Origin of the sequence: Streptomyces sp. NPDC060209, assembly GCF_042728155.1 — a bacterium.
Lineage (GTDB): Bacteria > Actinomycetota > Actinomycetes > Streptomycetales > Streptomycetaceae > Streptomyces.
The window spans coordinates 1-25843 of the sequence record NZ_JBHWZS010000108.1; the positions used below are offsets into that span (position 1 = coordinate 1).

The following is a 25843-nucleotide window of genomic DNA, read 5'->3' on the forward strand; positions in this document are numbered from 1 at the left end:
ACCTGGGGACGGCCTCAGACCTCAGGAAGTGTGATGCCCAGCTCACGCATTGCCGCAGATTCGGGCCCACCCTCGGAACGCTGTGTCTTGTAGCCCTTGACCCGGGGTGCGATGGTGCGAGGATCGACTGCCTCGGAGGGGGCGCCGCATGCGTAGAGCCCGTCGGGGGCGCTGTCCCGGTCGTGGGGGAGGAGCCAGAACACGCGGCGCAGGAAAGTGCCTGATGTGTGCGATGAGCGGGCGGTGGGGCCCAGAAGGGCGTAGCCGACCATTCTGCCGCCGCGGTGGTAGGCGGGCTTCCCGCGACGGTTGGGGAGTCGGTCCAGGCTCTGGCGTATGTAGTTCAGGGAACTGGTGTCCTCCAGCCAGACCAGGTCACTCTCGTGAGCGATCTGCTCGGGGTCGATCAGAGCGCTCATGAGGTTGCTCCCGCTTCCGCGTTGAGCCCGATACCGGGATAGAACTTCCGCTGATTCGAAAAGATCATGTCTTTCGGGGTGGCGATGCCTACTGTCTCGCGTACCCGGGCCGCGAAGGCGCGAGAGGAGACGGGGGATGCGCCTTCAAGCTGGCACCAGGCTCTGTAGCTGCTGTACAGCTGGCTCTGTTCTGCGCGCACGGTCGGCCCCAAGAAACAGCGTTCGCCGAGGAATCTGCCCATGTGGTCTTCGGTCTCGGCATAGGCGGTGGTGGCGGTGCGGACCTGCTGGGGGCCGGTGAGATCACGAGGACCGGTGAGATACCGGCGAGCCCCCGTGATGAGCCAGTGCAGGATGCCGGGTCCTTCTTCGGATACGAGAAGGTCGGCGAGGTTGTCGACCTTGCGGTCGTCGCGGACGATCCGGTCGAACGGAATCAGCTTCATACGTCGCCAGAACGCGTACCCGCCGGTGCCGACTTCGGGGCGGTGGTTGCCCAGCAGCCAAAGCTTGTGGGTAGGGGTGAAGGAGAAGAAGTCTTGCCGCATACGGCGGGCTTTGATCCGATCGCCACCGGTCAGCAGCTTCACCCGGGCCTCGTCGAAGCGGTCCCCGGGTTTCAGCTCCGAGCAGACGATGATGCGACGCCCGTGGAGCTCTGCCAGATCGGTCGGGTGACCCTCGAAGTGCCGGGCCATGAGGAATCCGGGAGGGGCCGCGTCGGCGTAGTCGCCCAAGAGCTTCACCATGACGTCCAACAGGACCGACTTGCCGTTCTTTCCCTGCCCATAAAGGAAGGGCATGATCTGTGCGCCGACGTCACCGGTGATGGAGTACCCCAGCAGCTCGTGCAGGAAGTCGATCATCTGGGTGCCGGCGCTGTCGTCGCCGAAGGTGTCGGTGAGGAAGTTTTCCCAGCGTGGGGTCGCCATCGGGCGCGGTGCGACGCTCGTGGCGCGGGAGTGGTAATGCTTCTCCGGATCGGGGGCGGAGAGCATGCCGGTGGTGAGATCGACGACGCCTTCGGGTGTGCACAGGGCGTATGGGTCAGCATCCAGAAGAGAGGCGTTGAGGACCATGCCTGGTGCGGCCTTAGCCTGCGTGAGCATGGCTTTCATACCTGAGGTGGACAGTGCGCGGCGACGGTGCCGGCGCAGCGCACTGTCGTTGTGCCGAGCGCGGGAATCGGTCTCGGCGAAGGCTTCAGCCATTTCCCCTGCGGCCCAGATGACGGCGTCGTCTTCGTCGACCGTCCAGCGGTAGCCCGACCACTTGAACCAGCCCAGCCCCGGTACGTGGCGGAAGTCGCGTCCGTAGAGGTTCACGAACAGTTTGGCGTTGCCGCGGTCGCTGAGGGTGTCGGGGAGCAGTCCGTTCTCGTCGGCGGGGACAGGTGGTAAGCCCGGGGAGGCTCGCTCAGTGGAAGCTCCGGGGGAGGCGAGCAGCATGATCTGCCGGGCCATCTCGACCGGATCGAACAGCCCTTCTGGAGCGAAGGGCGTTTCATTCACGAGCGATCTCCCAGGTCGAGCGGCCGTCGGCTGCCAGCGGCTAGGCCGCTGTGGATGATCTGTGCGGCCCGGTGAAGCTGGCCGGGCCGCGCTTGTGCGGCGGCAGCGAGGAGCGCGCTCTCTGCATCGGTGAGGTTCATGCGTCCGGCACCGACGAGTCCACCGGCGGTGAAGGCTGCTCGGTTGAGTTTGTCGCTGAACCCGGCGCCTTCGGCGACGGCACCGCAGTCCAGCACCGCACTCAGGACGGTGGAGAGTGTCCTGGCGGCAGCGTTCCTGCCTCCTCCTGCCGCGATGATTGCGGCGCGAGCGCGACGTGGCACTGCTGTCGGTGTGCGGGTAGCGAGTGGTGGGGGACGGTGCCCCGTACGTTCCAATTCCGCTGCCAGCCAGCGAGGTAGCGGAGCTGGGGCCTGGGCCGGGAGGCAGGCGGTGTAGGTGCCGGCGGCTGTCGTGGTGCCGGGGGCGATGATGTATCCGCCGTGTGCTCGGACGTCTACCTGCCATGCCAGTGCCCTTTTTGTGCCGGATCCGGTCGAGCACCGCCAGGCGTCGTTGCTGTTGACCGCGTACCAGAGGTGCAGCCCGCCGGAAGGGGTGCGGACGCGCAGAGTGGTGGTGTCCTGGGCGGGATCGTCCTGTCCACGGAGAGCGGCTAGCAGGGCCAGGCTGTGGTAGCCGTGTCGCAGGCCGCTCAAGGAAATCGATTCGGGGATGTGAATACCTGGCAGTAACCGGTCGTGTTCGGGGGGCGGCGCGGGGTGGGAGTCCACATCTATCACCAGGAGTCCAGCGGCTCCGCAGGCCACGCCTACGCCGAACCGTGGCTGCAGGCCCCACCAGCGGACGATGCGGGCCCGGTCGGTGGTGGCGCAGTGAAAGCCGTGGCACCACCGACCGGCGGGGATGCATGGGCACTGTTCCGGCGTATGGCTACGGGACTGGCAGTCAGCACAGTTCGCTGCTGGTGTCTTACGGCCGGGGGCCAGGGGGTGGACGGGCCAGTTACGTTCCGCGCACCACAACGCCGTGGCCAAGGGTGTGGAACGGCGGGTGAATCCCACTTGGGTAACTGCTCGGTCTACTGGGTCACTACTGGATATTCCCAGGTCAGTGGGCATGGAATGTTCCTCTCAGCGACCGAAGCGACCCAGTACGGATATCAGTTCCACCAAACGGTCCCGCCCGCGGCGGCCCGCATTGCCAGAAGTGTGTGCGCCTCGAGACGGTGCGCTGAGCAGACATACGGACGACTCGTACCCGCCGTACGCGTCCACTTTCCGGAGGTGCCCCCACGGATAGCGTCCGGCTCCGGCAGAGCGACGTGGTCTGCGGGGAGCTCGGAGCCCTGCGGTTTCGGTGCGAGGGACGGCGGAGGCCGCAGGTGCCGGCGCGACAGCGGTCCTCATTTCCCGGAGCCACAACGATGGCGGCGCTTTACGGGCCGTGACAGGTGACGACCAGGCCCTGGGGCAGGCACAACCGGCGCGCAGCCCCAGACACCGCCTCAGAGGGCCGGTTCCGGCTGGTGATGCAACGCAATACCTGGTAGCGAGCATGCCTTCCCCCCGGGGCGTGCTTGGTTGTACTGCTCAGTCGGCGCGGGGCCCACCTGACGTCTTGAGGTGGATACCACGGCCGCTGTGGCCGCTTGGCTCGGCATTGCAACCGTGGTCACTGGTTGCGCCCACTAGAAAATAACGGCGCACCGGTTTGTGTGTCGAGGGACGTATGCGGTTCACCGCGTTAGAAACGCGTCAAGGAATCGGATCGATCGGGCTGTGGCGGCTGCAATGACACCGGTCTGCCCGACAATCCGCGCCTGCGCTCGGCTTCCCGCCACGCCGTCGCGCCGTTGGGTCAAATGACCGAACTCCCCATAGCTGCAGTCTGTTGTGACCCTGGGCCAAAGAGGAGATCGAGACCCGTCTGACGTGCAGCGGCCGGAGCCTGGAGCATTGCCGGACCAGGAAGATCAGGTTGTACGCAAGCACGAGCCCTCTTCCGGTAGGTGCACAAGGAGGGATGCTGGGGCGCCCTCCACGTGCCGGCGGTTCGCTCCGGACCGAGGCGGAGGATGTAATTCCATATCCCGCCCCGTGAATTGCCCGAAGCGGGCTAGAAATGAAACCGGGGGGTACGTATCTTTGGTCCCGGCGGCGATGCGAAGCGTCCCGCTCAACCAAGCCGCGACCCTGGGGGATACATGTCAACAATGGACACGTTCCGGTACGCCAGACCGACCGACCAGTCGCCGCAAAGCATCGTGAACGGTTCGCCCGCCCTGTCCGGCTACGGTTCCCTCACTTCCACGGTGCCCAAGGAGCTGGTGCACCGCGCCGCGGTCGCGGAGGTTCTGCTCACCGGATGGGAACGACACGCAGACACTCGCTTCGCCATCACGGCCCAGTGGCCCCGAGGTCACAGCTTCTTCACGCCGGTCAACGGAAACTATGATCCGCTGATGGCGACAGAAACAATCCGCCAAGTTGGTTCGTTACTGGCCCATGCAGAGTTCGCTGTGCCGGTCGGCCACCAATTTCTGATGCACGACCTCGAAGTGGCCGTGCACCCGCAGTACCTGGGCCTGGAGGCCGTTCCCGCCTCTCTGGACATCGAGGTCACCTACACGGAAGTGAAGCAGCGCCGACAAGGTCATGCCGGGGCCCGCTACGAGGCGATCGTCCGTCGCGACGGGCATGTCGTCGCAACAGGCGGCGCCGCCTACACGTGTGTCAGCCCTGATGTCTACCAGCGGGTTCGCGGAAGCCGCCTGTCCGACGGACGCCCTCCGATCCGGCTCACCGCACCGGTCTCCCCGCAGAGCGTCGGCCGGATGTCGCCCACGGATGTGGTGCTATCGCCACTGGGAGAAGCCGACCGCTGGCAACTGAGAGTGGACACGCGCCATCCGATCCTGTTCGACCACCCTGTGGACCACATCCCGGGCATGGTGCTCATGGAGGCCGCCCGGCAGGCCACTGTCGCCATTCTCAACCGCTCGTCGCTGAACAAGTCCCCGCTGCTTCCCACTCGGCTCGTCAGCCGGTTCCAGCGTTATGCCGAGCTAGACAGCCCTTGCTTTCTCGAGGCACACCGGCTCCCGGCAGGTCCGGGGGAGGACCTGGTGCTCGTGTCCGGCCAGCAGGGCGGCGAACCTCTCTTCAGCGCCACCGTCACCGCCTGCTGCCTCCCTGTCTAACCGGGCACTCCGCCTCGTCAGGCCACCGGAGCAATAGCCGGCGCGAAGGCGCCCGCATGATCCTGCGCCCAGGTGCGGAACGACCTCGGCGCGCTGCCCGTCACCGCCGCGATCGTGTCCAGCACCTGTGCCTTGGCCCCCGCCTTCTGGCGCAGCGCACCGTCCATCAATGCCTCCACCACCGCCCCGGGATGGCGTCGCAGTAGCGACGCACGTGCCTGGGGCGGTTCCATCTCCTCGAACCGCAACCGGCGGCCGAGTACCTCCCCGAGCTGCTCCGTCTGCTCGGCGGCGGTGAGCGGGTGAGGTCCTGTCAGGGTGTACGCCTGCCCGGCGTGGCGGTCCTCGGTGAGTGCGAGCACCGCCACCTCGGCGATGTCCCGCGGGTGCACGCACGCGTTGGGTGCGTGTCCGTACAGCGCACGCACCAGGCCCTCGGCGCGGACGGAAGCGGCCCATGACAGGGCGTTGGACATGAACGCGCGGGGGCGCAGCAGTGTCCAGTCGAGCCCCGAGGAGGTCAGTGCCGCCTCGCAGTCACGTTGCCAGCGGGTGATGAGGTCCTGTGCCCGGGCGTCGACGACGTTGGCTGCGGACAGTTTCACCACCTGCCGGACCCCGGCCTCGCGAGCGGTACGCAAGAACGCGACGTCGTCGTTCCCCCCTACCCGGGTAGTCACCAACAGTGCCCGGCGCACGCCCGTGAGCGCCTCTCTCAGGCTGCCCTGGTCGCCGTAGTCGGCACGCACCACCTCCACGCCCTCACGTGGGACGGAGACCCGGGACGGATCTCTAGCCAGGACGCGGACCGCGAAGTCGGCGGGCAGCCGCTCAAGGACCAGCTGCCCCACTGTGCCCGTTGCTCCTGTCACGAGAATCATCTGTCCCCCTGGATACGGGCCCGCCGGCGAACAGGCGCTGCGGTCCACTTTTTTCTCCGAGAAAGTCCTCCGGCGGACAGACCACGGCGTCCGCCTGTTGTAAGATACGTACTTGACGGTTTTTTTGGGTAGGGGTTCACGGAACCCAACGACTTGGGAATGGAGGGAGAAAGTGGTCAAACAGGATCGGGCGGTTCGTACGCGCCAGACCATCCTGGTGGCAGCCGCGAAGGTGTTCGAGGAACGTGGGTACCAGGCCGCCACCATCACTGAGATCCTCGCCACCGCCAATGTGACAAAGGGGGCGCTGTACTTCCACTTCCAGTCCAAGGACCACTTGGCCGAGGGCGTGCTGGCGGAACAGGACCAGCGCCTGGTGATCCCCGCCCGCAACTCCAAGGTCCAGGAGATCGTCGACACCGTCGTGCTGCACGCCTACCGTTTGCAGACGGACCCCATGGTCAGGGCAGGGGTACGCCTGTCACTGGACCAGCAGGCGAGCGAACTCGACCGCAGTGGCCCCTTCCTGCGCTGGAGCGACATCGTCCTGGATCTGCTGAAGGAGGCGCGGGGGGAGTTGCTGCCCCACGTGGTCGCGTCCGAGACGGCTGACGTCCTGGTGGGCTCCTTCGCCGGCGTCCAGGCCATGTCGCAGATCATCAGCGGATACCAGGACCTGGACCAGCGGGTCTCGCAGCTGCTGCGCCACATCCTGCCCAACGTCGTGCTGTCCTCCGTACTCGCGACCGTGGACATGTCACCAGGCCGCGGCGCCTTGGTCTACAGAGAGGCCGGCGGTACCGCTCGGATGGAAGGGCCCCGCCCGACGGTTGCCGCCGCGAGCTGAGTATGGAAGCCGCCCCGGCCGGTCCCCCTACCGGCCGGACCGGTCACCCTGCGGAGGTGACACCGCCGTCCGCGGTCAGGTACTCAGCCAGTGTCTCGTCCAGGCCTCCGCCGTCGGAGGCCCAGGCGATATAGCCGTCGGGCCGCACGAGCAGGGCGGCGCAGGGCACCACAGCCACCGGTTCGGCTCGTACGATCCGCAAGGAGTGTGACCACCGCTGCGCGGCCTTCTCGTGCTGCTCGCAGGTGTCGGTGCCGAAGAGAAGCAGCAGCATCCGGCCTTCCCGCAGCAGACCGATCACGTCGGTCGGCCCCGACCGCGTGGTCAGGGCGATGTTCTGCAGGAACTTCCCCTCCCACGGGGAAGGGCTGAGGGAGCGCGCCGGAAGCACGGTGTCCTGGGCGCTGATCATCGCGGCGAGGTGGGACCCGCCCCGGTCGTCGACGAGCAGCCCACTGACCAGGCTCCGCAGCGAATCGAGCCGGACCTCGGGGTGCATCAGCGATACCTGCGCCCGGACGTTGTCGATGACGCGTTCGGCGGCGGGGCGGCGCTCGGTCTCGTAGGAGTTCAGCAGGCTCGCGCTCGCCGATCCCTGCACGGTGGCCGCCAGCTTCCAAGCCAGATTCAGGGCGTCGAGGAGCCCGGTGCTCAAGCCCTGCCCCCCGATGGGGAAATGGAGGTGCGCGGCGTCTCCAGCCAGCAGGACCCGTCTCTCCCGGTAAGCGCGTGCCAGTCGTGCGTAGTCGCTGAACCGGCTGAGCCACCGTGGTGCGCTCATGGCGATCTCCCGGCCCATGATCTTCGACGTCTCCCCGCGCAGTTCCTCCAGAGAGAGGGGCCGGCCACGGTCGACGTCGGTCTGCGCGAAGTTGACGGTACGGATATGCGTCTCGCCATCGGCGCCTTCCTTGGCGACGACCCACCCGTTTGAGGTGCGGTGCCATCCGGCGCTCAGAGCGTTCGGGTCGTCCAGGCGCACGAGGCCCATCATCGCCGAGACCGTGGCTTCGTACGTGTCGGAGAGGATTCCTGCCTGCTCGCGCACCGTGCCGCGTGCACCGTCGGCGCCGACCACGTAGGCCGCCTCGAACACTGTGGGCCCCTGCGGTCCTTCGGCCAGTACTGCTACTCCGTCCGGCAGTTGGCGGATCTCGACCATGTGGTGCTCACGCATCACTCGCGCCCCGGCGGCGCGGGCCCGGCCCTCGAAGAGCCGCTCGAAGTCAGCTTGTGCCCGCTTGAGGACGGGTTCGGGTTCGGCCGCGGGCGCGGTGATGTGCAAGCCCGGGATGCCGGCGAAGTGGAACGGGCTGCTGACCGTACCCGCGGTCGAGGACATTTCCGGGGCGGTCAGGTACCCACGGCGGGCTAGTGTCTGGACCGTGCGGGCGTGGAGTGTGGTGGCCTTGGGCCTCTCCGACGTGGTGGCCTCCCGCTCCAGCACCAGTGCGTCCACGCCGAACCTGACCAGTTCGGCGGCGAGCAGCATGCCGACCGGACCTCCCCCGACCACGACCACTTGCGTGCGTATCGGGTGCACCATCCGGGGCTCCTCGTCTCCGAGACCTGCGCTGTCGCGGACATGCGCCGCAGGGCGGGCACCGCCGCTGGTCAGCGGCGCGACAGCGGCACGAAATGTACAGGAGCACCGCGGCAGTGTGGCGTTTTCGGAGAGTTCTTACGGATATTTAGCACCCGCCGCCCATCGCGCTGACGGAGGAGTACGGAGAGACAGCGAAAAACCGTGCGCGCGGTTTGTTAATCTGCCTGGAGCGAGTCCCACGGAGCCCGGCTTCGACTCGTTGCCCTCACACCCCGCAATCCCGCAGCAACGGAGTGCCCAGATGGCCCAGCAAGGCCGCGCGCTGCGCACGCGCGACGCTCTGATCGAGTCCGCCGCCGAGATATTCGACAGGCAGGGGTTCACGCTCGCGTCCCTGTCCATGATCAGCTCGCATGCAGGAGTGAGTAACGGAGCCCTCCACTTCCATTTCGCCAACAAGGCGTCGCTGGCCGACGCGGTCGCCGCGGCGGCGGAACTGCGCCTCACCCGGATCACCGGGCGACACGAGGGCCGGCCGCCGGGCGGCTCTCTGCAACTCCTGATCGATACGACGCACGACCTGGTCCGGGAGCTCGGAGAGGACGTGCTCCTGAGGGTCGGCTTCAACACCGTGCGAAGCCTCGACCGGTCCGGCGCGTCGGCCGACTCCCGCGATCTATGGGCAGCCTGGGTGGGGGAGACGCTCGACCGGGCCCGTGAAGAGCGCGTGCTGAGGCAGGATGCGCCCGCGGACGCCGTTGTGGCCACCCTGGTGGCCACAACGCTCAGCCTGGGCGTCCTGACGCAGAGTCCGCCTGTCCATCGGGCGGACACCGTCACACACCTCTGGGGCCTGCTCCTCCCCAGACTTGTGACGGGCGCCTTCGCCGACCGTCTGATGCCGTCCGGCACTCCGGCCGAATCGCACTGAGGCCTCTTCTCCAGCACGGGGCCGGCCGGAGCAGGACGAGGAGTCCGTGACTCACCCGATGGGCGACTGGTGCCCTTCGACGCGGGTGGGTGAGCCGCCGGGCTCGAGCGCGCGGAGGGTCTGGGGCCGCGCTATGGACGGAAGGATGAGCCGCCAGAACGCGGTGAGCGCCGTGGCGGAGAACCACGCGGGGTCCTCACGCCCGAGCATCTCGAAACCCGTGGTGGCCGCGACGATTCCGTCGGCCACCACGGAGTGTTCGGTTCCCTCGAGCAGGAGAGCCTCGTCGGACGCCTCCGCCAGCAGCTGTCGAACGCACACCTGCCACTCCTGATGGAGAGTGGGCCCGGAGCTGTGAGGCGCTTCGTAACTCAGCTTGAAGCCGGCGCGTGCCACGACATCCCGGCGCAGTCGCCCCGCCAGGGCGTGCGAGGTGTTCGTCAGCCGCTGCAGCGCGTTCATGTCGGGTCGCTGGGCAAGCCATGCTTCACGGCGCAGACTCACGCCGGCCGACGCTTCGACGGTGGCGGCCACGGCGGCCTTGTTCTCGAAGTGGAAGTGCAGAGCACCCGGGCTCACGCCGGCACTGGCACTGATGTCGGACAGCTTCGCCTGAACGTATCCGTGCCGCTCGAACGCCTCAGCCGCCGAGCAGATGAGTGAGTGGCGTGTGCGAACGGCACGTTCCTGTTTGGTCACTGGTGCTCCTTGAGTAAGGGGACTGCACCTTGAGCTTATAAAACCAGCATAGCGGTTTCTTCGCGATCCACGCCGCAGGATCGTCTCCCGGGGCTTGAACAGCCTGGCCAAGTGCGGTGTTGGCCTGTGGCTGCGGATGAGCCGGAGGGGGCCGCGAGGCGCAAGGGGGAGGGGGTCGGGGTGGATCTAGGGCTTGAAAACAGCGAACTAGGTATGCTTTTCTGGCGGCAGTCCCCGGTCGGGGATGGTCGGCGACTTGTTGGCTGTGTCAACATCCGCCCGGCGAACACGGCGGCACGAGCGAGGCTTACGCCTCGTCAAAAAATCCGTCTGATCAGGCGTTTAGCCTGATCTGCCCGGCCAGGGAAGCGCTCCCGCAGCTGTGCCGAATTCCCCCGAGGTGCAGCTGCGGGAGCAGTGCGTTTCCCTATCCGCGGCTCGGCCACCAGAACGAATCCGCGCTGAGGGGTCGATAAAAAACCCGCACACTGGTATTTTTTTCTGGTCGAGGTTGTCGTGACCGTCGAGGGGAGCCGCGGTGCACCTGCTGAAGCTGTGTGTCAAGTCGCACGCGATGAACGGATCGGCCCTGGTGGAAGCGTCCATACAGCCGCACGGTCCCCGTATCCGTACGCACCGGTGTACCGCCACACGCCGCCCTCTCGCAGCCGGCGACGGGATCCCCTCGAGCGCGCCATCCCGCCCGGCCTGCCTGCGCGCCACGCAGGACAGCTCAGTGGATCCGTCTGCCGCCCGCCACACCGAACACGCCTGGTACCTACGGGGACCCGGGCGGCCACCGGGGAGGAACCACCACGTCATGAAGGTCTCGGACACCCGCGCCTCCGCCATCGGCATCCGGCCCGTCACCCGTGGGCCGGCCACCCAACGGCAGCGCACCGCGCACGTCGCGAACGGCTGCACGGCAACGCGAGTGGAGGCGCACCGATGAGCGCCCCGCTACCCGTCCTCACGGACGGCCCGCGGACACCGGCGGCAACCGCCGCACCGGCGACGACCGCCGCACCGGCGGGCCGGCCGAGTGGTCAGCGGGCCACCGTGGCCGTCACCGCACTGCTGCCGTCCGACTCCCCGCGGGCCAACGGCGAGGACGACGACCACGTCCGGCTGCTCGCCGACCTGGACGCCCAGCTGCCTCCGATCCTCGTGCACCGGCCCACGATGCGCGTCATCGACGGCATGCACCGCCTGCGCGGGGCCGAACTGCGCGGCAAGAAGGAAGTCGAGGTGGAGTTCTTCGACGGCGAGCCGGAGGACGCCTTCGCCCTCGCGGTCAAACTCAACGTCGCGCACGGCCTCCCTCTCACCCTTGCCGACCGTACGGCCGCAGCTGCCCGGATCGTCGCCGCGCGGCCGCAGTGGTCCGACCGCCGCATCGCGGCCAACACCGGTCTCGCCGCCGGCACCATCGCGGCCATCCGCCGCCGTTCAACCACCCAAGGCGAACAGTCGAACACCAGAATGGGCCGCGACGGGCGAGTCAGGCCCCTGTACGCGACCGAGGGAAGGCTCCGGGCCAGCCAGATAATCGCGGCCCACCCCGACGCCTCACTGCGAGAAGTCGCGCAGCGCGCCGGTATCGCCACCGCCACCGCCAAGGACGTCCGTGACCGCATCCGGCTCGGACAGGACCCCGTGGCACCCAGACCCCGGAAGGCCCCCTCTCCGGCCGCGGCCTCCGCGTCCCGGTCGGCAGGCCTTCGCGCCGGCACCCGGACATCTGCCGCAGCCATCAGCCTGATGCTGCCCAACATGGGCAAGGACCCTTCGCTGCGCACCGAGTCCGGACGGGCCCTCCTGCATCTGCTGACCCTGCACGCCATCGGCGACGACGCGAAGTGGAGCCGCCTGGCCCAGAACGTCCCCGGACACCGCGCCGGGATGCTGGCCCAGGCGGCCCGCCGCTGCGCCGACCACTGGCTGCGCCTGGCCCATGAACTCGAGATGCGGTGCCCATGAAACCGCCCAGCCTTCTACTTCCGGGGCGCCGCGCTCACCCCGGACCCCGTGCCCCCATCGGAGACCAAGGTGAAAGCCAGTCAGGGAAAGAGAATCGGAACGCAGGGAAGCGTTCAGCAGCATGCGCCACCACGGCACCCCGGCCGGCCCGGCGAAACGACGACCATCGTCGGTCTCTGCCGAAAGCGGTTCACCAGCTGGTCCATTCAATTCCGAAGAATTCCCCAGTGAATTCCGCGCAGAACTTGGACGGCACAGAAGTTTCACTATTCACAGCGAATATTTCTTGGAGGAGCCGTGCGAACACATTCGCGGCGTACGCGGGACCTGACTTTCCCGGTGCAGGCCGGACTCTCATACATGGCGAGGTGTGAGGCATGACAGGGAATCCCGAACTGATCGCTGAGAGCCCCTACATCTGGCGTGCCAGGCGGGGCGACCACCGCCACCGCCTCATCTGCTTCCCTCACGCCGGCGCCGGAGCCGGCGCCTACGCCGACTGGGCCTCCCTGGTTCCGCCGGAGGTCGAACTCGCCGCCGTCCAGCTGCCCGGGCGGCAGAACCGCATCGCGGAAGCCCCGGTCACCGAGGTCGGTCCGCTGGTCAAGGTGCTGACGCAGGCCCTGCGTCCCGTCATGGACGGGCCGTTCTCCTTCTTCGGCCACTCCGGCGGCGCCGTGCTCGCCTTCGAACTGGCCAGGGCCCTGCACGCGAAGGGAGGCCCCCAGCCCAGCGGTCTCTTCCTTTCCGCCCAGTCCGCCCCGGGGACCGCCGGCCGGGTCATGCAACTCCACGACCTCTCCGACGACGACCTCGCGGCCGAGGTCGTCCGGCTCGGCGGAATCGAGCCCGAGATCGCCCGGGACGAGGACGTCATGGACGCCCTCCTGCCGACGCTGCGGGCCGACTTCGACCTGTGGGAGCACCACCGGATCGCCACCGGGCCCCGCCTGAACACCCCCATAACCGTGATGAGCGGCGTATCCGACCCGCGGGCCCCCCTCGACACCCTCGAGGGCTGGCGTGACCAGACCGACGGCGACTTCACCCTCCGGCTCTACGAGGGCGGCCACTTCTACTTCCTGCACGACCCGGCCGAGCTGATCCAGGACATCAGCCAGGTGCTGCTGGAATCCGACAGAGCAGGGAGCGTCTCATGAGCACCTCCGAAGCCCTGGAGCCATCCCTCGTAGCGGGGATAGCCGCCGCGGTACGGGCCGTGCCCGGCATCCAGCAGTCCGTCGCCGTGGTCCGCCAGGGCGCGCGGACGGTGCCCCCCGAGCTCGACCCGGCCGCCCCCGCCCCCACGGCCCGCGTGGCTCCGGCCTCCCCACTGCCCCGCTCCCACCAGCCCGCCTCCCAGCTGTACGGCGGCGACCTGCGCGTCCCCCGAGGAGGCGCGGCCACCCTGCAGGAGGCACTGCGCCAAGCCGCCGAGCAGGCGCCCGACAAGGGCACCGTCTACGTCCGCACCGGCCGTGAACCGCAGTACCAGAGCTACGCCGGCCTTCTGGCGGAAGCCGAGCGCGTCCTGGCAGGCCTCCGGGCCGCCGGGCTGGAGCCGGGCGACGCGGCTCTGTTCCAGTTCGACGACCACCGCGGGTACATGACCGCGTTCTGGGCGTGCGTGCTCGGCGGATTCGTGCCCACCCCGGTGGCCGTGGCTACGACCTACACCGCGCACAACGAGGCCAACCGCAAGCTTCGTAACGCCTGGGACCTGCTGGAGAGGCCTGTCGTCCTCACCGACGCAGCCACGGCGCCCGCCCTGCGGGAGGTGCGCACGCTCTGGAACGAGTCGACGGTGCGGGTCCTCGAGGTCGAGTCACTGGCCAGGCACGCGCCCGACTCCCACTGGTATGCCAGTGGGCCTCACTCACCCGTGATCAACCTGCTCACCTCGGGCAGCACCGGCGTGCCCAAGTGCGTCCAGCACACCAACGCCTCCGTCGCCGCCCGCAGCTGGTCGGTCATCCAGGGCCGCGGATACACCAGCGACGACGTCAGCGTCATCTGGATGCCGCTGGACCACGTGACGATGGTCTTCTACAACATCCGCGACGTGTTCCTGCGCAGCCTCCACGTCAACGGGAAGATCGAGGACTTCCTCGGCAACCCGCTGATGTGGCTGGACCTCCTCGAGCGCTACGGCGCCACCAACACATGGGCGCCCAACTTCGCCTTCAACCTGTTCAACGAGTACGCCGACGAGATCGCCCGGCGGCGATGGGACCTCTCGCGCGTCCGTGAATTCGCCAACGGCGGCGAGCCCGTCATCGCGGCGAACAGCCATCGCTTCCTGGAACTGCTCAAGCCGCACGGCCTGCCCGCCGACGCCATGGCTCCCGCCTGGGGCATGTCGGAGACCTGCTCCGGGGTCACCTACTCCACGCAGAGCCGGGAGGACCGCACCGCCGGCACGGTCGTCGTCGCCCCTTCCTCCTTCGACGGGGACCTGTGCTTTCCCGGTGAGAACGAGCGGGGCGGCCAGGACGCGGTGGCCTTCTCCACGGTCGGAGTCCCCCTGCCGGGGGTGACCGTCCGGGTCGTCGACGCCGACGGAGCCGTCCTTCCCCAGGACCGGATCGGCGAACTGCAGATCCGCGGCGTGACGATGATGCGCGGCTACCACGGCAACGCCGAAGCCAACCGGGCCGCCTTCGACTCCGAGGGCTGGTTCCGCACCGGCGACCTCGCCTTCGTCCACGACGGCCAGCTCGTGATCGCCGGGCGCAAGAAGGACCAGATCGTCGTCCGCGGCGCGAACTACGTGGCCCACGAGCTGGAGAGCGTGATCGAGGAGGCCGAGGGCGTGCGCGTCACGTACTCGGCGGCGGCGGGTATGCGCGAGCCGGGGGAGGGGTCGGACCGGCTCGTCGTCTTCTTCGTTCCCACCCGCTGGGACACCGGCTCCCTCACCCGCACCCTTCAGGACGTACGTGCCAGGCTCGGCCGTGAAGCGGGCCTGGCACCCGACCTCATCGTCCCCGTCACAGCGGCCGAGTTCCCCAAGACCGCCAGTGGGAAGATCCAGCGCAGCGCGCTCGTCGCCGACCTGCGCGCCGGCCGGTTCGCCGACCGGATCGAGCAGGAGGAGGACACCGGGGAGTCGGACACCACCTTCTTCCGCCGGCAGTGGTCACGCCTGGAGGAGGCCTCCGACAGGACCGGCACCGGCGGTGTCCAGCTGGTCTTCTCCGAGCCCGGCGACCTCCCGCTGCTGGGACTCGACCACGGCCGCACGGTCGTCGTCCGCGAGGGAGACGGATTCGCCCAGGAGAGCCCCGTCGCCTTCCGTGTCGCACCGGGCGACAGCGGTCAGATCTGCCGGGTGCTGGACGAGGTCACCGCCCGGCACGGCGACATCTCCACCGTCGTGCTCACCGCGTTCCCGGCCGGGGACGGCGAAGGGGCCGACCACACCGCCAGACTCTCCGAGGTCACCTCCCGGGTGACCGCCCTGGCGGCGGCCCTGGACCGCGTGGACCGGCGGGGAAGCACCCGCCCGCTGCTGCTCCTGCTCACCACCGGTGCGGTGCACGTACGTCCGTGGGACAAGGTCGACCTCGGTGTCTGCGCACTCCCCGGACTGGTACGCACCGCCGTCAGCGAGCTCGCTCAGATCACCGTGCGGCAGCTCGACCTGCCGGCCGACCGGGAGAAGTGGGCGGCTGCCGTCACCGCCGAGCTGGCCGACCGCTCCCACGCCGGCGTGGTCGCCGCCCGGGAGGGCCTGCGCTGGCAGCCTCGCCTGCGCCCGGTCCCCGCAGCCGAGACGGACAGCGCCCCCGAGATCGTGCCCGGCGGCCTGTACCTGGTCACCGGCGGGCTCGGCGGCATCGCCCACGACATCGCCGGCTACCTCCTGGCGGCCTACGGAGCCAGGCTGCTGCTCGTCGGCCGCTCGGCGGCCACCGGCGAGAAGGCTGCCGCCCTGGCCGAACTGGCCGCCCTGGGCGAGGTGACGTACGTCCAGGCGGACGTCGCCGACGCCTCCGCGCTCGCCGAGGCGGTGTCCGCAGCGGAATCCCGGTGGAGCCGCACACTCGACGGCGTACTGCACCTGGCGGCGGCCGACGTCACGGGGCAGTGGAAGGACCTGGAGCAGCACACGCTGGCGAGGGAGACGGAGGAGAGCTTCACCACCCAGTACGGAGCCAAGGTGGCCGGCACGCTGGCGATCGCCTCGGTCCTGGAGAGCCGGCCCAAGGCCTCCCTCGTGCTCTTCGGTTCGGTCAACGGGGAGTTCGGGGGACGCTCCTTCGGCGCCTACTCGGCCGCCAACACCTTCCTGGTGGGCTTCGCCGACCACTGGCGCCACGAGCGCGGCCGCGACGTACGGTGCCTGGCCTGGAGCATGTGGAGGGACGTCGGCATGAACCGCGGGCAGTCCGCCGCCCCCGCACGCCAGCGCGGATTCCGTGCCATCGACCCGGACGACGGGCTGCGGGCGTTCCTCTCGGCCGTGGCCATGCCGCACCACTACCTGCTGATCGGGCTGGACCTGGAGAATCCGGCGATCCTGGCCGAGCTCGCCACCGACGAACTGAGTGCCCGAGAGGTCCTGGTGGCCTACACCGCGCAGGGAGTCGACGCCGAGACTGTGCACGCGGCCCTCGAGCCGGTCCTGCGCGACTTCCCCGTCCCGGTGCGCCTGGTGGAGGTCCCCCGCATCCCGGTGGACGCCGCGGGTGCCGTGGACACCACGCAACTGCTCCTGGACGCGGTGCCGGAGCGGCCCGGCAGCCGCCGTGCCTACCAGGCGCCCGCCACCGAACTGGAGCGCAGGATCGCTGCGATCTGGGGCGATGTCCTCAACCGCAGCTCCGTCGGACGTGACGACTCATTCTTCGACCTGGGCGGCAACTCACTGCGCGCCACCCGGCTGCTGGCACGGATCGGAGAGGAGCTGGGTGTCGCGCTGACGGCCAACCAGCTGTACGAGAACCCCACCGTCGCCGGTCTGGCAGAGGCCTTCGCCCGCGCCGGCCTGGCGGAGCCCGTGGCCGCCGGCTAGCCGGCGGTGCGGGGCCCAGGGATCCGGGCCCGCGAATTCAGGCCGGACCATTTCCTCCCGGTGCCGTAAATGATTCACAAAAAGCGCTCTCCCTCTTTCGGTCGACCTCTTTCGATCGGCAGGGAGAGCGCTTTTGTGTTGTCCGGTTCCTCGGGTTCGAACGCCGTTGTCGTCGAACCGCGGTGAAGTTAGGGTAATTCTCAATTCCACCGTTCCTGCCGGGGTCGGAAAAAGCCCGCTCGGCGGCGATGTTCCGAAAGTAAATTCCTTCCTTCCGGGCAGTACCGAACGAGAGACGAGGCGTAGGAAATGGCCGGTCAGTGGCATGCAGGACGGGCGCCGTCCCCCCTTCAGGGCGCCGAGTTCGAGGGTGGGGAGCAGGCCAGGCACCTGCAGATCGGCATGGAGTCCCTGCGCCGCGCGGACCCCGAGCTCGCCGGGCTGCTGGACGCCGAGGTGCGCCACCAGGACACGACCCTGGCGATGATCGCCTCGGCGAGCGTGGCCGACCCCTCGGTCCTCGCAGCCGGAGGAGCGGCCCTGTCCAACGTCACCGCCGAGGGCTACCCCGGGGCTCGCTACCACCCCGGCGCCGCGCGCTTCGACGAGGTCGAACGGCTCGCCATCGAGCGTGCCAAGGACCTGTTCGGAGCCCAGTACGCGAACGTGCAGCCGCACTCCTGCTCCTCGGCCAACCTCGCCGTGCTCACCGCGCTCATCCCGCCGGGCGGCACGCTCCTCGGGCTCGACCTGGATGCCGGCGGCCACCTCACCCACGGATCACCGGCCTCGGTGACCGGGCGGCACTTCAACGCCGTGCACTACGGCCTGGACCGCACCGGCCGCATCGACTACGCCCAGGTCGCCGAACTCGCCCGCCAGCACCGGCCCGGAGTCCTGATCGCCGGAGCCAGCGCCTACCCCCGCACAATCGACTTCGACCGGTTCCGGGCCATCGCCGACTCCGTCGGGGCCTATCTCCTCGCCGACATCTCCCACATCGCCGGACTGGTGGCGGCCGGAGAGCACCCCAGCCCCGTCGACGCCGCGCACATCACCACGACCAGCACGTACAAGCAGCTCGGAGGCCCTCGCGGCGGCCTCATCCTCAGCGGCAAGGACTACCGCGCCCCGGGACCCGACGGCCGCACACCGCTGTTCCGGCTGATGCAGCGAGCTGTCTTCCCGCAGTCGCAGGGCACGCCAAGCCCGGCCACGATCGCCGCCAAGGCCCGGGCCTTCTCGCTCGCGGCGGACCCGGACTTCAAGGACGTCGCCCGGCTGATAGTGGAGAACGCCGGCACGCTCGCCTACGAGCTGTCCGTCCTCGGCTACCGCGTCCTGACCGGCGGCACCGACAACCACATGGTCCTGCTGGACATCATCGACCGCGGACTGACCGGAGTCGTCGCGGAGCGCGCCCTCGAACAGTGCGGGATCCTCGCCAACCGCAACCGCATCCCCGGCGACACCAAGCCGCCGCTCGTCACCAGTGGCCTCCGGCTCGGCACCAACATCCTCGCTCAGCGCGGGATGGCCCCCCTCCAGATGCGGGAGTGCGCCCGCCTGCTGCACACCGTGATCACCGCCACCACTCCCATGAGCGACACCGAGTACCTGATCGACCCGGCCGAGGTCGTGCGCATCCGCGCGGACGTCAAGGACCTGTGCGCTCGTCACCCGCTGGTCCTCGATGCCGGTCACCGCGCCCCCGCAGCCCTGATCGGAGCCGGACAGTGAACTACGCCGCCCAGGACACGGACCCGGCTCAGCCGCCTGTTCTGCTGCCCACGGACCGACCCCGCCGCCCCGGCGCGCAGCCGAGGTGCTCGGCGGTGGAGACCTCCGGCCTCGACGCGTACGCCGCGGTACCCGGTCTCGACCGGCAGCCCGCGCACGCCGCCGCCTTCGCCGCCCTGCTCCACCGCTACACCGGCCAGGAAGGCATCGGATACGACCGCACCGACAGCTCGGGCACTACCCACGCACAGATCCAGGTCACCGGCCCGAGGACCCTGCGCGAACTGGCCGGCGCCGCAACCACGGGGCCCGCACCCGCCGCAGGGACCGTCCCACTCGCACTGGCCTTCGTCGGCCCGGTGGATCTGGTCGACAGTTCGGCCCCCTACGAGCTCCGGCTCGTCGTCCGCGACGGCCTGGTGGAACTCCACTACGACACAGCCCTCTTCGACCCCGGGACCGCACGCCGGATCCTCACGCACTACCGCACCCTCCTCGAGGACGCGCTGCGTCGTCCCGACACGCCGGTCGCCCACCTCCGCCTGCTCACCGACGCCGAACTGCGGCGCATGCTGGTCGACTGGAACCGGACCGAGGCCGACCTGGCGGACGGCAGCTGCCTCCACGACGCGTTCGAAGCCCATGCCGAGCAGCGGCCGGACGCGACCGCGGCGATCCACGAGGGCGCACGGTTCACCTTCGGCGACGTCAACGCCGCGGCCAACCGTCTCGCCCACCACCTGCGTTCCCTGGGGATCGGACCGGACGCCCGGGTCGGGCTGTGCCTGGAACGCTCACCGGAACTCCTCATCGCGATGCTCGGCATCCTCAAGGCCGGCGGCGCGTACGTGCCACTCGACCCCGACTACCCGGCTCAGCGGATCGCCGACATGGTCGGGGGCACCACCTGCGCCGTCATCGTGAGCCGGAGCGAACTCGCCTCGCGCCTCCCCGAGACCGACGCCCCACTGGTCATGCTCGGCCCCGGGGGCACCGACCTGTCGGCCCTCCCCACGCACAACCCCGCCCCCGTCGCCACCCCCGATCACCTCTGCTACATCATCCACACCTCCGGCTCCACCGGTGCGCCCAAGCCGATCGCGCTCCACCACCGAGGCGTGGTGAACAACATCGCCGACCTCAACTCCCGCTTCCTGGCCAGGCCGGACGACTCGGTCCTGTCCCTGTCGTCCCCCAGCTTCGACATGTCCGTGTACGAGTACCTCGGCGTCACCGCCGCCGGCGGCGCCGTCGTGATCCCTTCCTCCGGGCGCACGAAGGACCCGGCGCACTGGACCGAACTCCTCGTCGAGCACGGCGTGACGATCTGGAACTCCGCCCCGGCGCTCCTCGACCTGCTGGTCGACCACCTCGAGCAGAGCGGCGCCGAGCCGCTGCGCCACCTGCGCGCGGCCATGCTGGGCGGCGACTGGATCCCCGTCCCTCTTCCCGGCCGGGTCCGCGAGGTCGCCCCCGCGATGCGCATGTTCACCCTTGGCGGCGCCACCGAGGCGTCCATCCACTCCACGATCTACGAGGTCGAGAAGGCCGACCCGGGCTGGACGAGCATCCCCTACGGCCGTCCGATGGCGAACCAGCGCACCTACATCCTCGATGACGGCTTCCAGCCCGTCCCCCCGGGAGTCCCCGGCGAGCTGTACCTGGCCGGTACCGGGGTGGCCCGCGGGTACCTCGGCCAGCCCGAGCGCACCGCCGAGCGCTTCCTGGAGTGGTCGCACAGCGACGTGACCGAGCGCCTCTACCGCACCGGTGACATGGCGCGGTTCGGCGAGGACGGCCTGATCGAACTTCTGGGCCGCAAGGACTTCCAGGTCAAGCTCAACGGGCTGCGGGTGGAGCTCGGCGAGATCGAGGCGGTGCTGCGCTCACACCCCTCGGTGCAGCAGAGCGCCGTACTGGCGCACCGCAATCAGCTCGTCGCCTACGTCGTCGTGGAGGACGGCGGCAGCACCGACCTCGACGCACTCCACCGGCTCGCCGCCGACCGGCTCCCGGAGTACATGGTTCCCAAGGCGATCGTGCCCCTCGACCGGCTGCCCCTCACCCCCAACGGCAAGGTCGACCGCAAGTCCCTGCCGGAGCCCGGCCTGTCCGGTTCCGCCTACCGCGCACCGGGAACGCCCGAGGAAGAGATCCTGGCCGCCGTCTACGCCGACGTCCTGCGCGTGGAGCGGGTCGGCGTCGACGACGACTTCGTCGCCCTGGGCGGCGACAGCATCCGTGCCATCCAGGCCGTCACCCGGGCGAGACTCCAGGGCCTGGCGATCACGCCCCGCCAGATCCTCCAGCTGCGCACCGTCGCCCGCCTCGCCGAAGCCGCCGACGAGACGGCGAACGCCGACGAGAGCAGCGAGGCGCCGCTGCTCCCCCTCGGCGCGGAGGACACCGAAGCCCTCCGCCGGCGCTATCCGCGGCTGAGGGACGTGTGGCCGCTGACCCCGATGCAGTCCGGCATGCTCTTCGAGTCCATGCTGGCCGACACCGGCACCGACACCTACCACCTGCAGACCGTCTACCACCTGAGCGGGCCGGTCGACGGCCGCCGGATGCGGGCGGTGGGGCAGACCCTCCTGGACCGGTACGCCAACCTCGCGGTGGCCTTCGCCCCCGACACGTCCGGCGACCTCGTGCAGATCGTGGTCGGGGATGTCGAACTGCCCTGGCGGGAGATCGATCTCAGTGACCTGGCCGACGCCGACCAGGACGAGGCGTTCGCACGCTTCCTGGCAGAGGACCAGGCCGTCCGCTTCGACCTGGCCATCCCGCCGCTGTTGCGCCTTGCACTGGTCAGGCGCGGCCCCGAGCGCGCCGAACTGGTCCTCACAGCCCATCACGTACTGATCGACGGCTGGTCGGAGCAGCTCGTCGCCGAAGACCTGCTCCGGCTCTACGCCGCCGGCGACAACGCCGGCGCGCTGCCGCCGGTCCGCAGCTACCGGGACTTCCTGGCCTGGCTCGCGCGGCAGGACCAGGAGGAGAGCGCCCGGGCCTGGGCCGACGAACTCGCCGGCCTGGACGGCGCGACGACCGTGGCCCCTGCCGCCGACCCCGGGGAGGCGGGCAACGGCGTGGGCGAAGTCCAGCTCGTGCTGACACCCCAGGAGTCGGACACACTCGCCCGGCGCGGAGCGGAGCTGGGTGTCACGGTCAACACCCTGGTGCAGGGCGCCTGGGCGGTGCTGCTCTCCGCCCTGACCGGGCGCCGGGACGTGGTGTTCGGCGCCGCCGTCTCCGGACGGCCGGGCACGCTCCCGGGCGTGGAGTCGATGGTCGGCCTCTTCATCAACACCGTGCCGGTACGTGCCCGGTGCGAGCCGGGCAGCACGTTCGCCGCGTTCCTGACCGACCTCCAGAACCGGCAGACCGTGCTCCTGGACCACCACCACCACAGCCTGACCGAGATCCACCAGGGCGCGGGTATGGACGCCCTCTTCGACACGATCGTGGCCTTCCAGTCCTATCCGTCGAACCCCGCGGACATCGCCGAGGCGACCTCGGCGGCCGGGTTCGAGATCACCGGCCTCGATTCGGTCGGTGGCGCGAACTACCCGCTGGCGCTGATCGTCGAGGACGGCCGGCTGACCCTCCAGTACCAGCCGCACGTCTTCGAGCGGCAGGCCGCACAGGACATCGCCGACCGGTTCAGGTCCGTCCTGAACCAGCTGGCCACCGGCACCGGACGCCGCCGCATCGGCAGCGTCGACCTGCTGCTGGCCACCGAGCACCAGCTGCTCACCACGGCAACCGGGCCCACGCCCGGGAACACGGACAGGCCCACGGCCGATCCGGGCGGAGGGACGGTGGCCGCTCTCTTCGAGCGGCACGCGGCAGCCACACCCGACGCGATCGCGGTGACCTTCGGGGACACCACGCTGACCTTCCGGGAGCTGAACACCCGCGCCAACCGCCTGGCCCACGGCCTGATCCGCCGGGGCGCGGGACCCGAGACGGTCGTCGGGCTGGCCATGGAACGCTCCGCGGAGCTGGCGATCGCACTTCTCGGGACCCTGAAGGCAGGTGCCGGCTACGCGCTGCTGAGCCCGGGCCAGACTCCGGCGCAACGGGAGACGGTCCTCGCACAGGCATCCCCCGAGCTGATCCTCGCCTCCTCCGACGCCGCGCCCGAACTCGCGCTCACCGACATCCCGATGGTCCACCCGGATGATGCGGAGTGCACCCGGGGCCCGGACACCGACCCGGCCGACACGGACCGGATCACCCCCCTCCGGCACGACAACCTCGCCTGTGTGCGCTACGGCCCGATGGCCCGGGGCGGGGTGGCGCTCAGCCAACGGGCCCTGGCCGACGGGGTTCGGCGCTTCACCGCCGCCGCGGGCATCACGCCCGGCGCGAAGGTCCTGGCGACATCACCCCACGTCGACACGGCGGCCTTCGAGCTCCTCGGCACGGTGTGCGCGGGAGCGGGGGCCGAGCTCGCCCAGGACCTCACGGCCCTCGGCACGGCGGGCTGGAGCGGCGATGTGATCAGCACGGTCGCCCCGCTTCTCGCCTCCCTGCTCAACCGGTCCACGGCCGCGATCCAGGCCCGAACAGTGGTGTTCACGGGGGATGTGCTGCTTGGATCGTTCATACAGCGCGTGCGGGAGGAGATCCCGGGAGTGCGCGTGGTCAACGCCTACGGGCCGACCGAGACCATCCGCGCCACCGCGCTCGCCGCCGCCGAGGGATGGCACGGCGAGGGGCCGGCCCCGCTCGGCTCCGTGCTCGGAAGCATGCGCGCCTATGTGCTCGGCCCCGCGCTCCAGCTGGTACCGCCCGGCGTCACCGGCGAGCTGTACATCGCCGGCGAGGTCGCCCGGGGCTACCAGGGCGAGGCCGCACTGACCTCCCGGAACTTCGTCGCAGACCCCTTCGGGCCGCCCGGATCGCGGATGTACCGCACGGGCGACCTGGCCCGCTGGAACACGCAGGGCGCCCTGGAGTACGTCGGCCACGGTGGCCGGCAGGCCCGGATCCGCGGTCACCACTTCCGCACGGAGGACGTCGAGGCCGCCTTGTCCGCGCATCCCTCGGTCTCCCAGGCGGCGGTGATGCTCCGGAGCGGTGACGCCGACGACGAGCAGCTCGTCGGCTACGTCGTCGCCCTGCGGAACCGGTCGGTGGACACCGGGGAACTCCGTGAGTTCCTCACTCGACGTCTGCCGGACCACATGGTGCCGGCCGCCTTCGTCCTCCTGGAGGACATGCCCGCGGCAGCCGACGGCGGCGTGGACCACCAGGCACTTCCCGAACCCGGGACCGAGTCCGCGGGAAAGGGCTACCTTCCCGGCCGCACGCCTCAGGAAGAGGCGCTGTGCTCGCTGTTCGCCGAGGTTCTCGGCGTCGAGCGGGTGGGGATCCACGACAGCTTCTTCAGCCTCGGCGGCAACTCGCTGAAGGCGACCCGCCTGATCGGCAGGATGCGCAGGTCCCTCGGGATCGAGACGTCGATCCGGACGATTTTCCAGTATTCGACAATTGCGGAGCTTTCGGGTCAAGTCCAGGCTACGGGCACCACCAAGAGCCGGCCCCGTCTACGCAAGATGACCAAGGAGTAGACCCAAAGTGATCCCCTTGTCCTATGCACAGCGCCGTCTGTGGTTCCTCGACCGCTTCGAAGGGGCCTCGGCGACCTACAACGTCCCGCTGGCCCTGCACCTGACGGGCGACCTGGACACCCGAGCGCTCACGGCGGCGATCCGGGACGTGGTCGCCAGGCACGAGGTCCTGCGCACCGTCCTCTTCGAGGAGCAGGGAGTCCCCTACCAGCGGGTCCTGCCCGTCGAGGAGGCGGTCCTGGAGGTACCGGTCGTGCCGGTGTCACCGGACGAGGTGGACCACACCATCGAGGAAGCAATCTCCTACGCGTTCGACCTGTACGCGGAGATACCGATCAGGGCGAGTCTCCTTCGGCACGCCTCCGACGCACACGTGCTGGTCCTGCTGTTCCACCACATCGCGGCGGACGGGGAGTCGGCGGTACCGCTGCTGCGTGACCTGTCGACCGCCTACACCGCCCGCCGCGCCGGCGACTCGCCCGACTGGGAGGAACTGCAGGTCCAGTACTCCGACTACACGCTGTGGCAGCGAGATCTGCTCGGGGACGAGAAGGACCCCGATTCCCTCCTGCACGAGCAGCTCGCCCACTGGCGCGAGCAGCTCGCCGACATGGACCAGCCGCTGAACCTGCCCTTGGACCGGCCCCGCCCGGCGGTGGCCGGCCATGCGGGCGACCACGTGGAGTTCCGCATCGAGCCCGGGCTCCAGGCCGATGTCGAGGAGCTGGCCCGGACACGCGGTCTGAGCGTTTCGATGGTCCTGCAGTCGGCGCTCGGCGTGCTGCTGCACCACCTGGGCGGCGGTCAGGACATCCCGATCGGCGCCCCGATCGCCGGCCGGGTCGACGAGGATCTGGCCGATCTCATCGGCTTCTTCGTCAACACCTGGGTGCTGCGGGTCCAGTTGCCCGGCAACCCCACCTTCGAGGACCTCCTCGACCAGGTGAAGGACAAGGCACTGGGCGCGTACGACAACCAGGACGTCCCCTTCGACATGCTTGTCGACGAGCTCAGCCCTGAGCGCTCCACCGCCTACAACCCGCTCTTCCAGGTCTTCTTCGCCTGGCAGAACATCACCCGGGCAGAGGTCGACCTGCCGGGACTCACGACCCGGCTCGACTTCGAACAGCTCGGCACCAGAACCGCCAAGTTCGACCTCGAGTTCAACGTCGCCCCGGACGAACACGACGGAGCCCGCGGCACCATCGAGTACGCCACCGACCTCTTCGACCGGGCCACGGTCGAGTCCATCGGAGCCCGGTACGTACGGGTCCTGCGGGCTCTCGTGGCCGACGCCTCGGCGCCGGTGAGGAACATCGACCTCCTGGAGCCGGCCGAGCACGTGAAGCTCGCCGAGATCAACGCCACCGCGACCGACGTCGCCGACACCACGATCCCCGGGTTGTTCGAGCGTCAGGTGGTGGGGAGTCCGGATGCGGTCGCGGTGGTGTTCGAGGGTGCGGAGTTGTCGTATGCGGAGGTGAACGCGCG

The 25843-nt window shown here is 69.4% G+C and carries 16 protein-coding genes; 10 read left to right on the top strand and 6 right to left on the bottom strand.

Annotated features, from left to right (window positions below; genetic code table 11):
* Positions 1 to 14: 14 nt before the first annotated feature.
* Genes ACFWFI_RS21330 through ACFWFI_RS21340 form a run of 3 tightly spaced genes read right to left on the bottom strand, consistent with a single transcriptional unit; the run spans position 15 to position 3051 of the window.
* Complete coding sequence (locus tag ACFWFI_RS21330; RefSeq protein ID WP_387392494.1) at positions 15 to 419, bottom strand: DUF6009 family protein; 405 nt, start codon at positions 417 to 419, stop codon at positions 15 to 17.
* Entirely contained in the window at positions 416 to 1882 is a 1467-nt protein-coding gene (locus ACFWFI_RS21335; RefSeq protein ID WP_387392531.1) for a DNA primase family protein, read from the bottom strand. Before ACFWFI_RS21335 ends, ACFWFI_RS21330 begins: the two co-directional genes overlap by 4 nt.
* A gap of 44 nt (positions 1883 to 1926) precedes the next feature.
* Positions 1927 to 3051, bottom strand: a complete 1125-nt coding sequence (locus ACFWFI_RS21340) for a bifunctional DNA primase/polymerase (protein WP_387392497.1) — start codon at positions 3049 to 3051, stop codon at positions 1927 to 1929.
* A 1094-nt stretch (positions 3052 to 4145) separates the two neighbouring features.
* Between ACFWFI_RS21340 and ACFWFI_RS21345 the strand changes: the two genes are divergently transcribed.
* Positions 4146 to 5132, top strand: coding sequence for a ScbA/BarX family gamma-butyrolactone biosynthesis protein (locus ACFWFI_RS21345; protein ID WP_387392499.1), 987 nt, complete (start codon positions 4146 to 4148; stop codon positions 5130 to 5132).
* A gap of 17 nt (positions 5133 to 5149) precedes the next feature.
* Here the strand turns inward: ACFWFI_RS21345 and ACFWFI_RS21350 are convergent, their stop codons facing one another.
* On the bottom strand, positions 5150 to 6013 hold the full coding sequence (locus ACFWFI_RS21350; protein ID WP_387392501.1) for an NAD(P)H-binding protein: 864 nt from the start codon (positions 6011 to 6013) through the stop codon (positions 5150 to 5152).
* 172 nt (positions 6014 to 6185) lie between these two features.
* On the opposite strand from ACFWFI_RS21350, the gene ACFWFI_RS21355 reads away from it, so the two are divergent.
* Positions 6186 to 6860: a ScbR family autoregulator-binding transcription factor gene (locus ACFWFI_RS21355; protein WP_387392504.1), complete on the top strand. Its 675-nt coding sequence runs from the start codon at positions 6186 to 6188 to the stop codon at positions 6858 to 6860.
* A 43-nt stretch (positions 6861 to 6903) separates the two neighbouring features.
* On the opposite strand, the gene ACFWFI_RS21360 is transcribed toward ACFWFI_RS21355, so the two are convergent.
* Complete coding sequence (locus tag ACFWFI_RS21360; RefSeq protein ID WP_387392508.1) at positions 6904 to 8406, bottom strand: FAD-dependent monooxygenase; 1503 nt, start codon at positions 8404 to 8406, stop codon at positions 6904 to 6906.
* A gap of 301 nt (positions 8407 to 8707) precedes the next feature.
* Here ACFWFI_RS21360 and ACFWFI_RS21365 point away from each other — a divergent pair, with 301 nt between their 5' ends.
* Positions 8708 to 9337 carry a TetR family transcriptional regulator gene (locus tag ACFWFI_RS21365; protein ID WP_387392511.1) on the top strand — a complete coding sequence of 210 codons (630 nt, stop codon included), beginning with the start codon at positions 8708 to 8710 and terminating at the stop codon, positions 9335 to 9337.
* 51 nt (positions 9338 to 9388) lie between these two features.
* Here the strand turns inward: ACFWFI_RS21365 and ACFWFI_RS21370 are convergent, their stop codons facing one another.
* Complete coding sequence (locus tag ACFWFI_RS21370) at positions 9389 to 10036, bottom strand: ScbR family autoregulator-binding transcription factor (protein ID WP_387392513.1); 648 nt, start codon at positions 10034 to 10036, stop codon at positions 9389 to 9391.
* A gap of 820 nt (positions 10037 to 10856) precedes the next feature.
* Between ACFWFI_RS21370 and ACFWFI_RS21375 the strand changes: the two genes are divergently transcribed.
* The 7 genes from ACFWFI_RS21375 to ACFWFI_RS21405 all read left to right on the top strand — a co-directional run.
* Positions 10857 to 10988, top strand: a complete 132-nt coding sequence (locus ACFWFI_RS21375; RefSeq protein ID WP_387392516.1) for a hypothetical protein — start codon at positions 10857 to 10859, stop codon at positions 10986 to 10988.
* On the top strand, positions 10985 to 12016 hold the full coding sequence (locus ACFWFI_RS21380; RefSeq protein ID WP_387392519.1) for a ParB/RepB/Spo0J family partition protein: 1032 nt from the start codon (positions 10985 to 10987) through the stop codon (positions 12014 to 12016). The genes ACFWFI_RS21375 and ACFWFI_RS21380 overlap by 4 nt, the downstream gene beginning before the upstream one ends.
* A gap of 377 nt (positions 12017 to 12393) precedes the next feature.
* On the top strand, positions 12394 to 13176 hold the full coding sequence (locus tag ACFWFI_RS21385) for a thioesterase II family protein (protein WP_387392521.1): 783 nt from the start codon (positions 12394 to 12396) through the stop codon (positions 13174 to 13176).
* Positions 13173 to 17033: an SDR family NAD(P)-dependent oxidoreductase gene (locus ACFWFI_RS21390; protein WP_387392524.1), complete on the top strand. Its 3861-nt coding sequence runs from the start codon at positions 13173 to 13175 to the stop codon at positions 17031 to 17033. Before ACFWFI_RS21385 ends, ACFWFI_RS21390 begins: the two co-directional genes overlap by 4 nt.
* Positions 17034 to 17342: 309 nt before the next feature.
* Positions 17343 to 18773: a serine hydroxymethyltransferase gene (glyA, locus tag ACFWFI_RS21395; protein ID WP_387392526.1), complete on the top strand. Its 1431-nt coding sequence runs from the start codon at positions 17343 to 17345 to the stop codon at positions 18771 to 18773.
* Between the two features lie 95 nt (positions 18774 to 18868).
* Positions 18869 to 24352, top strand: a complete 5484-nt coding sequence (locus ACFWFI_RS21400; protein ID WP_387392527.1) for an amino acid adenylation domain-containing protein — start codon at positions 18869 to 18871, stop codon at positions 24350 to 24352.
* A gap of 16 nt (positions 24353 to 24368) precedes the next feature.
* Positions 24369 to 25843, top strand: a 1475-nt coding sequence (locus tag ACFWFI_RS21405) for a condensation domain-containing protein (RefSeq protein ID WP_387392529.1), incomplete at its 3' end; no start/stop codon positions are given.

Excerpts from the sequence above, each read along its gene's own strand:
- ACFWFI_RS21330 (WP_387392494.1), bottom strand. The coding sequence starts at position 419 with ATGAGCGCTCTGATCGACCCCGAGCAGATCGCTCACGAGAGTGACCTG.
- ACFWFI_RS21335 (WP_387392531.1), bottom strand. The coding sequence starts at position 1,882 with ATGGCCCGGCAGATCATGCTGCTCGCCTCCCCCGGAGCTTCCACTGAG.
- ACFWFI_RS21340 (WP_387392497.1), bottom strand. The coding sequence starts at position 3,051 with ATGCCCACTGACCTGGGAATATCCAGTAGTGACCCAGTAGACCGAGCA.
- ACFWFI_RS21345 (WP_387392499.1), top strand. The coding sequence starts at position 4,146 with ATGGACACGTTCCGGTACGCCAGACCGACCGACCAGTCGCCGCAAAGC.
- ACFWFI_RS21350 (WP_387392501.1), bottom strand. The coding sequence starts at position 6,013 with ATGATTCTCGTGACAGGAGCAACGGGCACAGTGGGGCAGCTGGTCCTT.
- ACFWFI_RS21360 (WP_387392508.1), bottom strand. The coding sequence starts at position 8,406 with ATGGTGCACCCGATACGCACGCAAGTGGTCGTGGTCGGGGGAGGTCCG.
- ACFWFI_RS21365 (WP_387392511.1), top strand. The coding sequence starts at position 8,708 with ATGGCCCAGCAAGGCCGCGCGCTGCGCACGCGCGACGCTCTGATCGAG.
- ACFWFI_RS21375 (WP_387392516.1), top strand. The coding sequence starts at position 10,857 with ATGAAGGTCTCGGACACCCGCGCCTCCGCCATCGGCATCCGGCCCGTC.
- ACFWFI_RS21380 (WP_387392519.1), top strand. The coding sequence starts at position 10,985 with ATGAGCGCCCCGCTACCCGTCCTCACGGACGGCCCGCGGACACCGGCG.
- ACFWFI_RS21385 (WP_387392521.1), top strand. The coding sequence starts at position 12,394 with ATGACAGGGAATCCCGAACTGATCGCTGAGAGCCCCTACATCTGGCGT.
- ACFWFI_RS21390 (WP_387392524.1), top strand. The coding sequence starts at position 13,173 with ATGAGCACCTCCGAAGCCCTGGAGCCATCCCTCGTAGCGGGGATAGCC.
- glyA (WP_387392526.1), top strand. The coding sequence starts at position 17,343 with ATGGCCGGTCAGTGGCATGCAGGACGGGCGCCGTCCCCCCTTCAGGGC.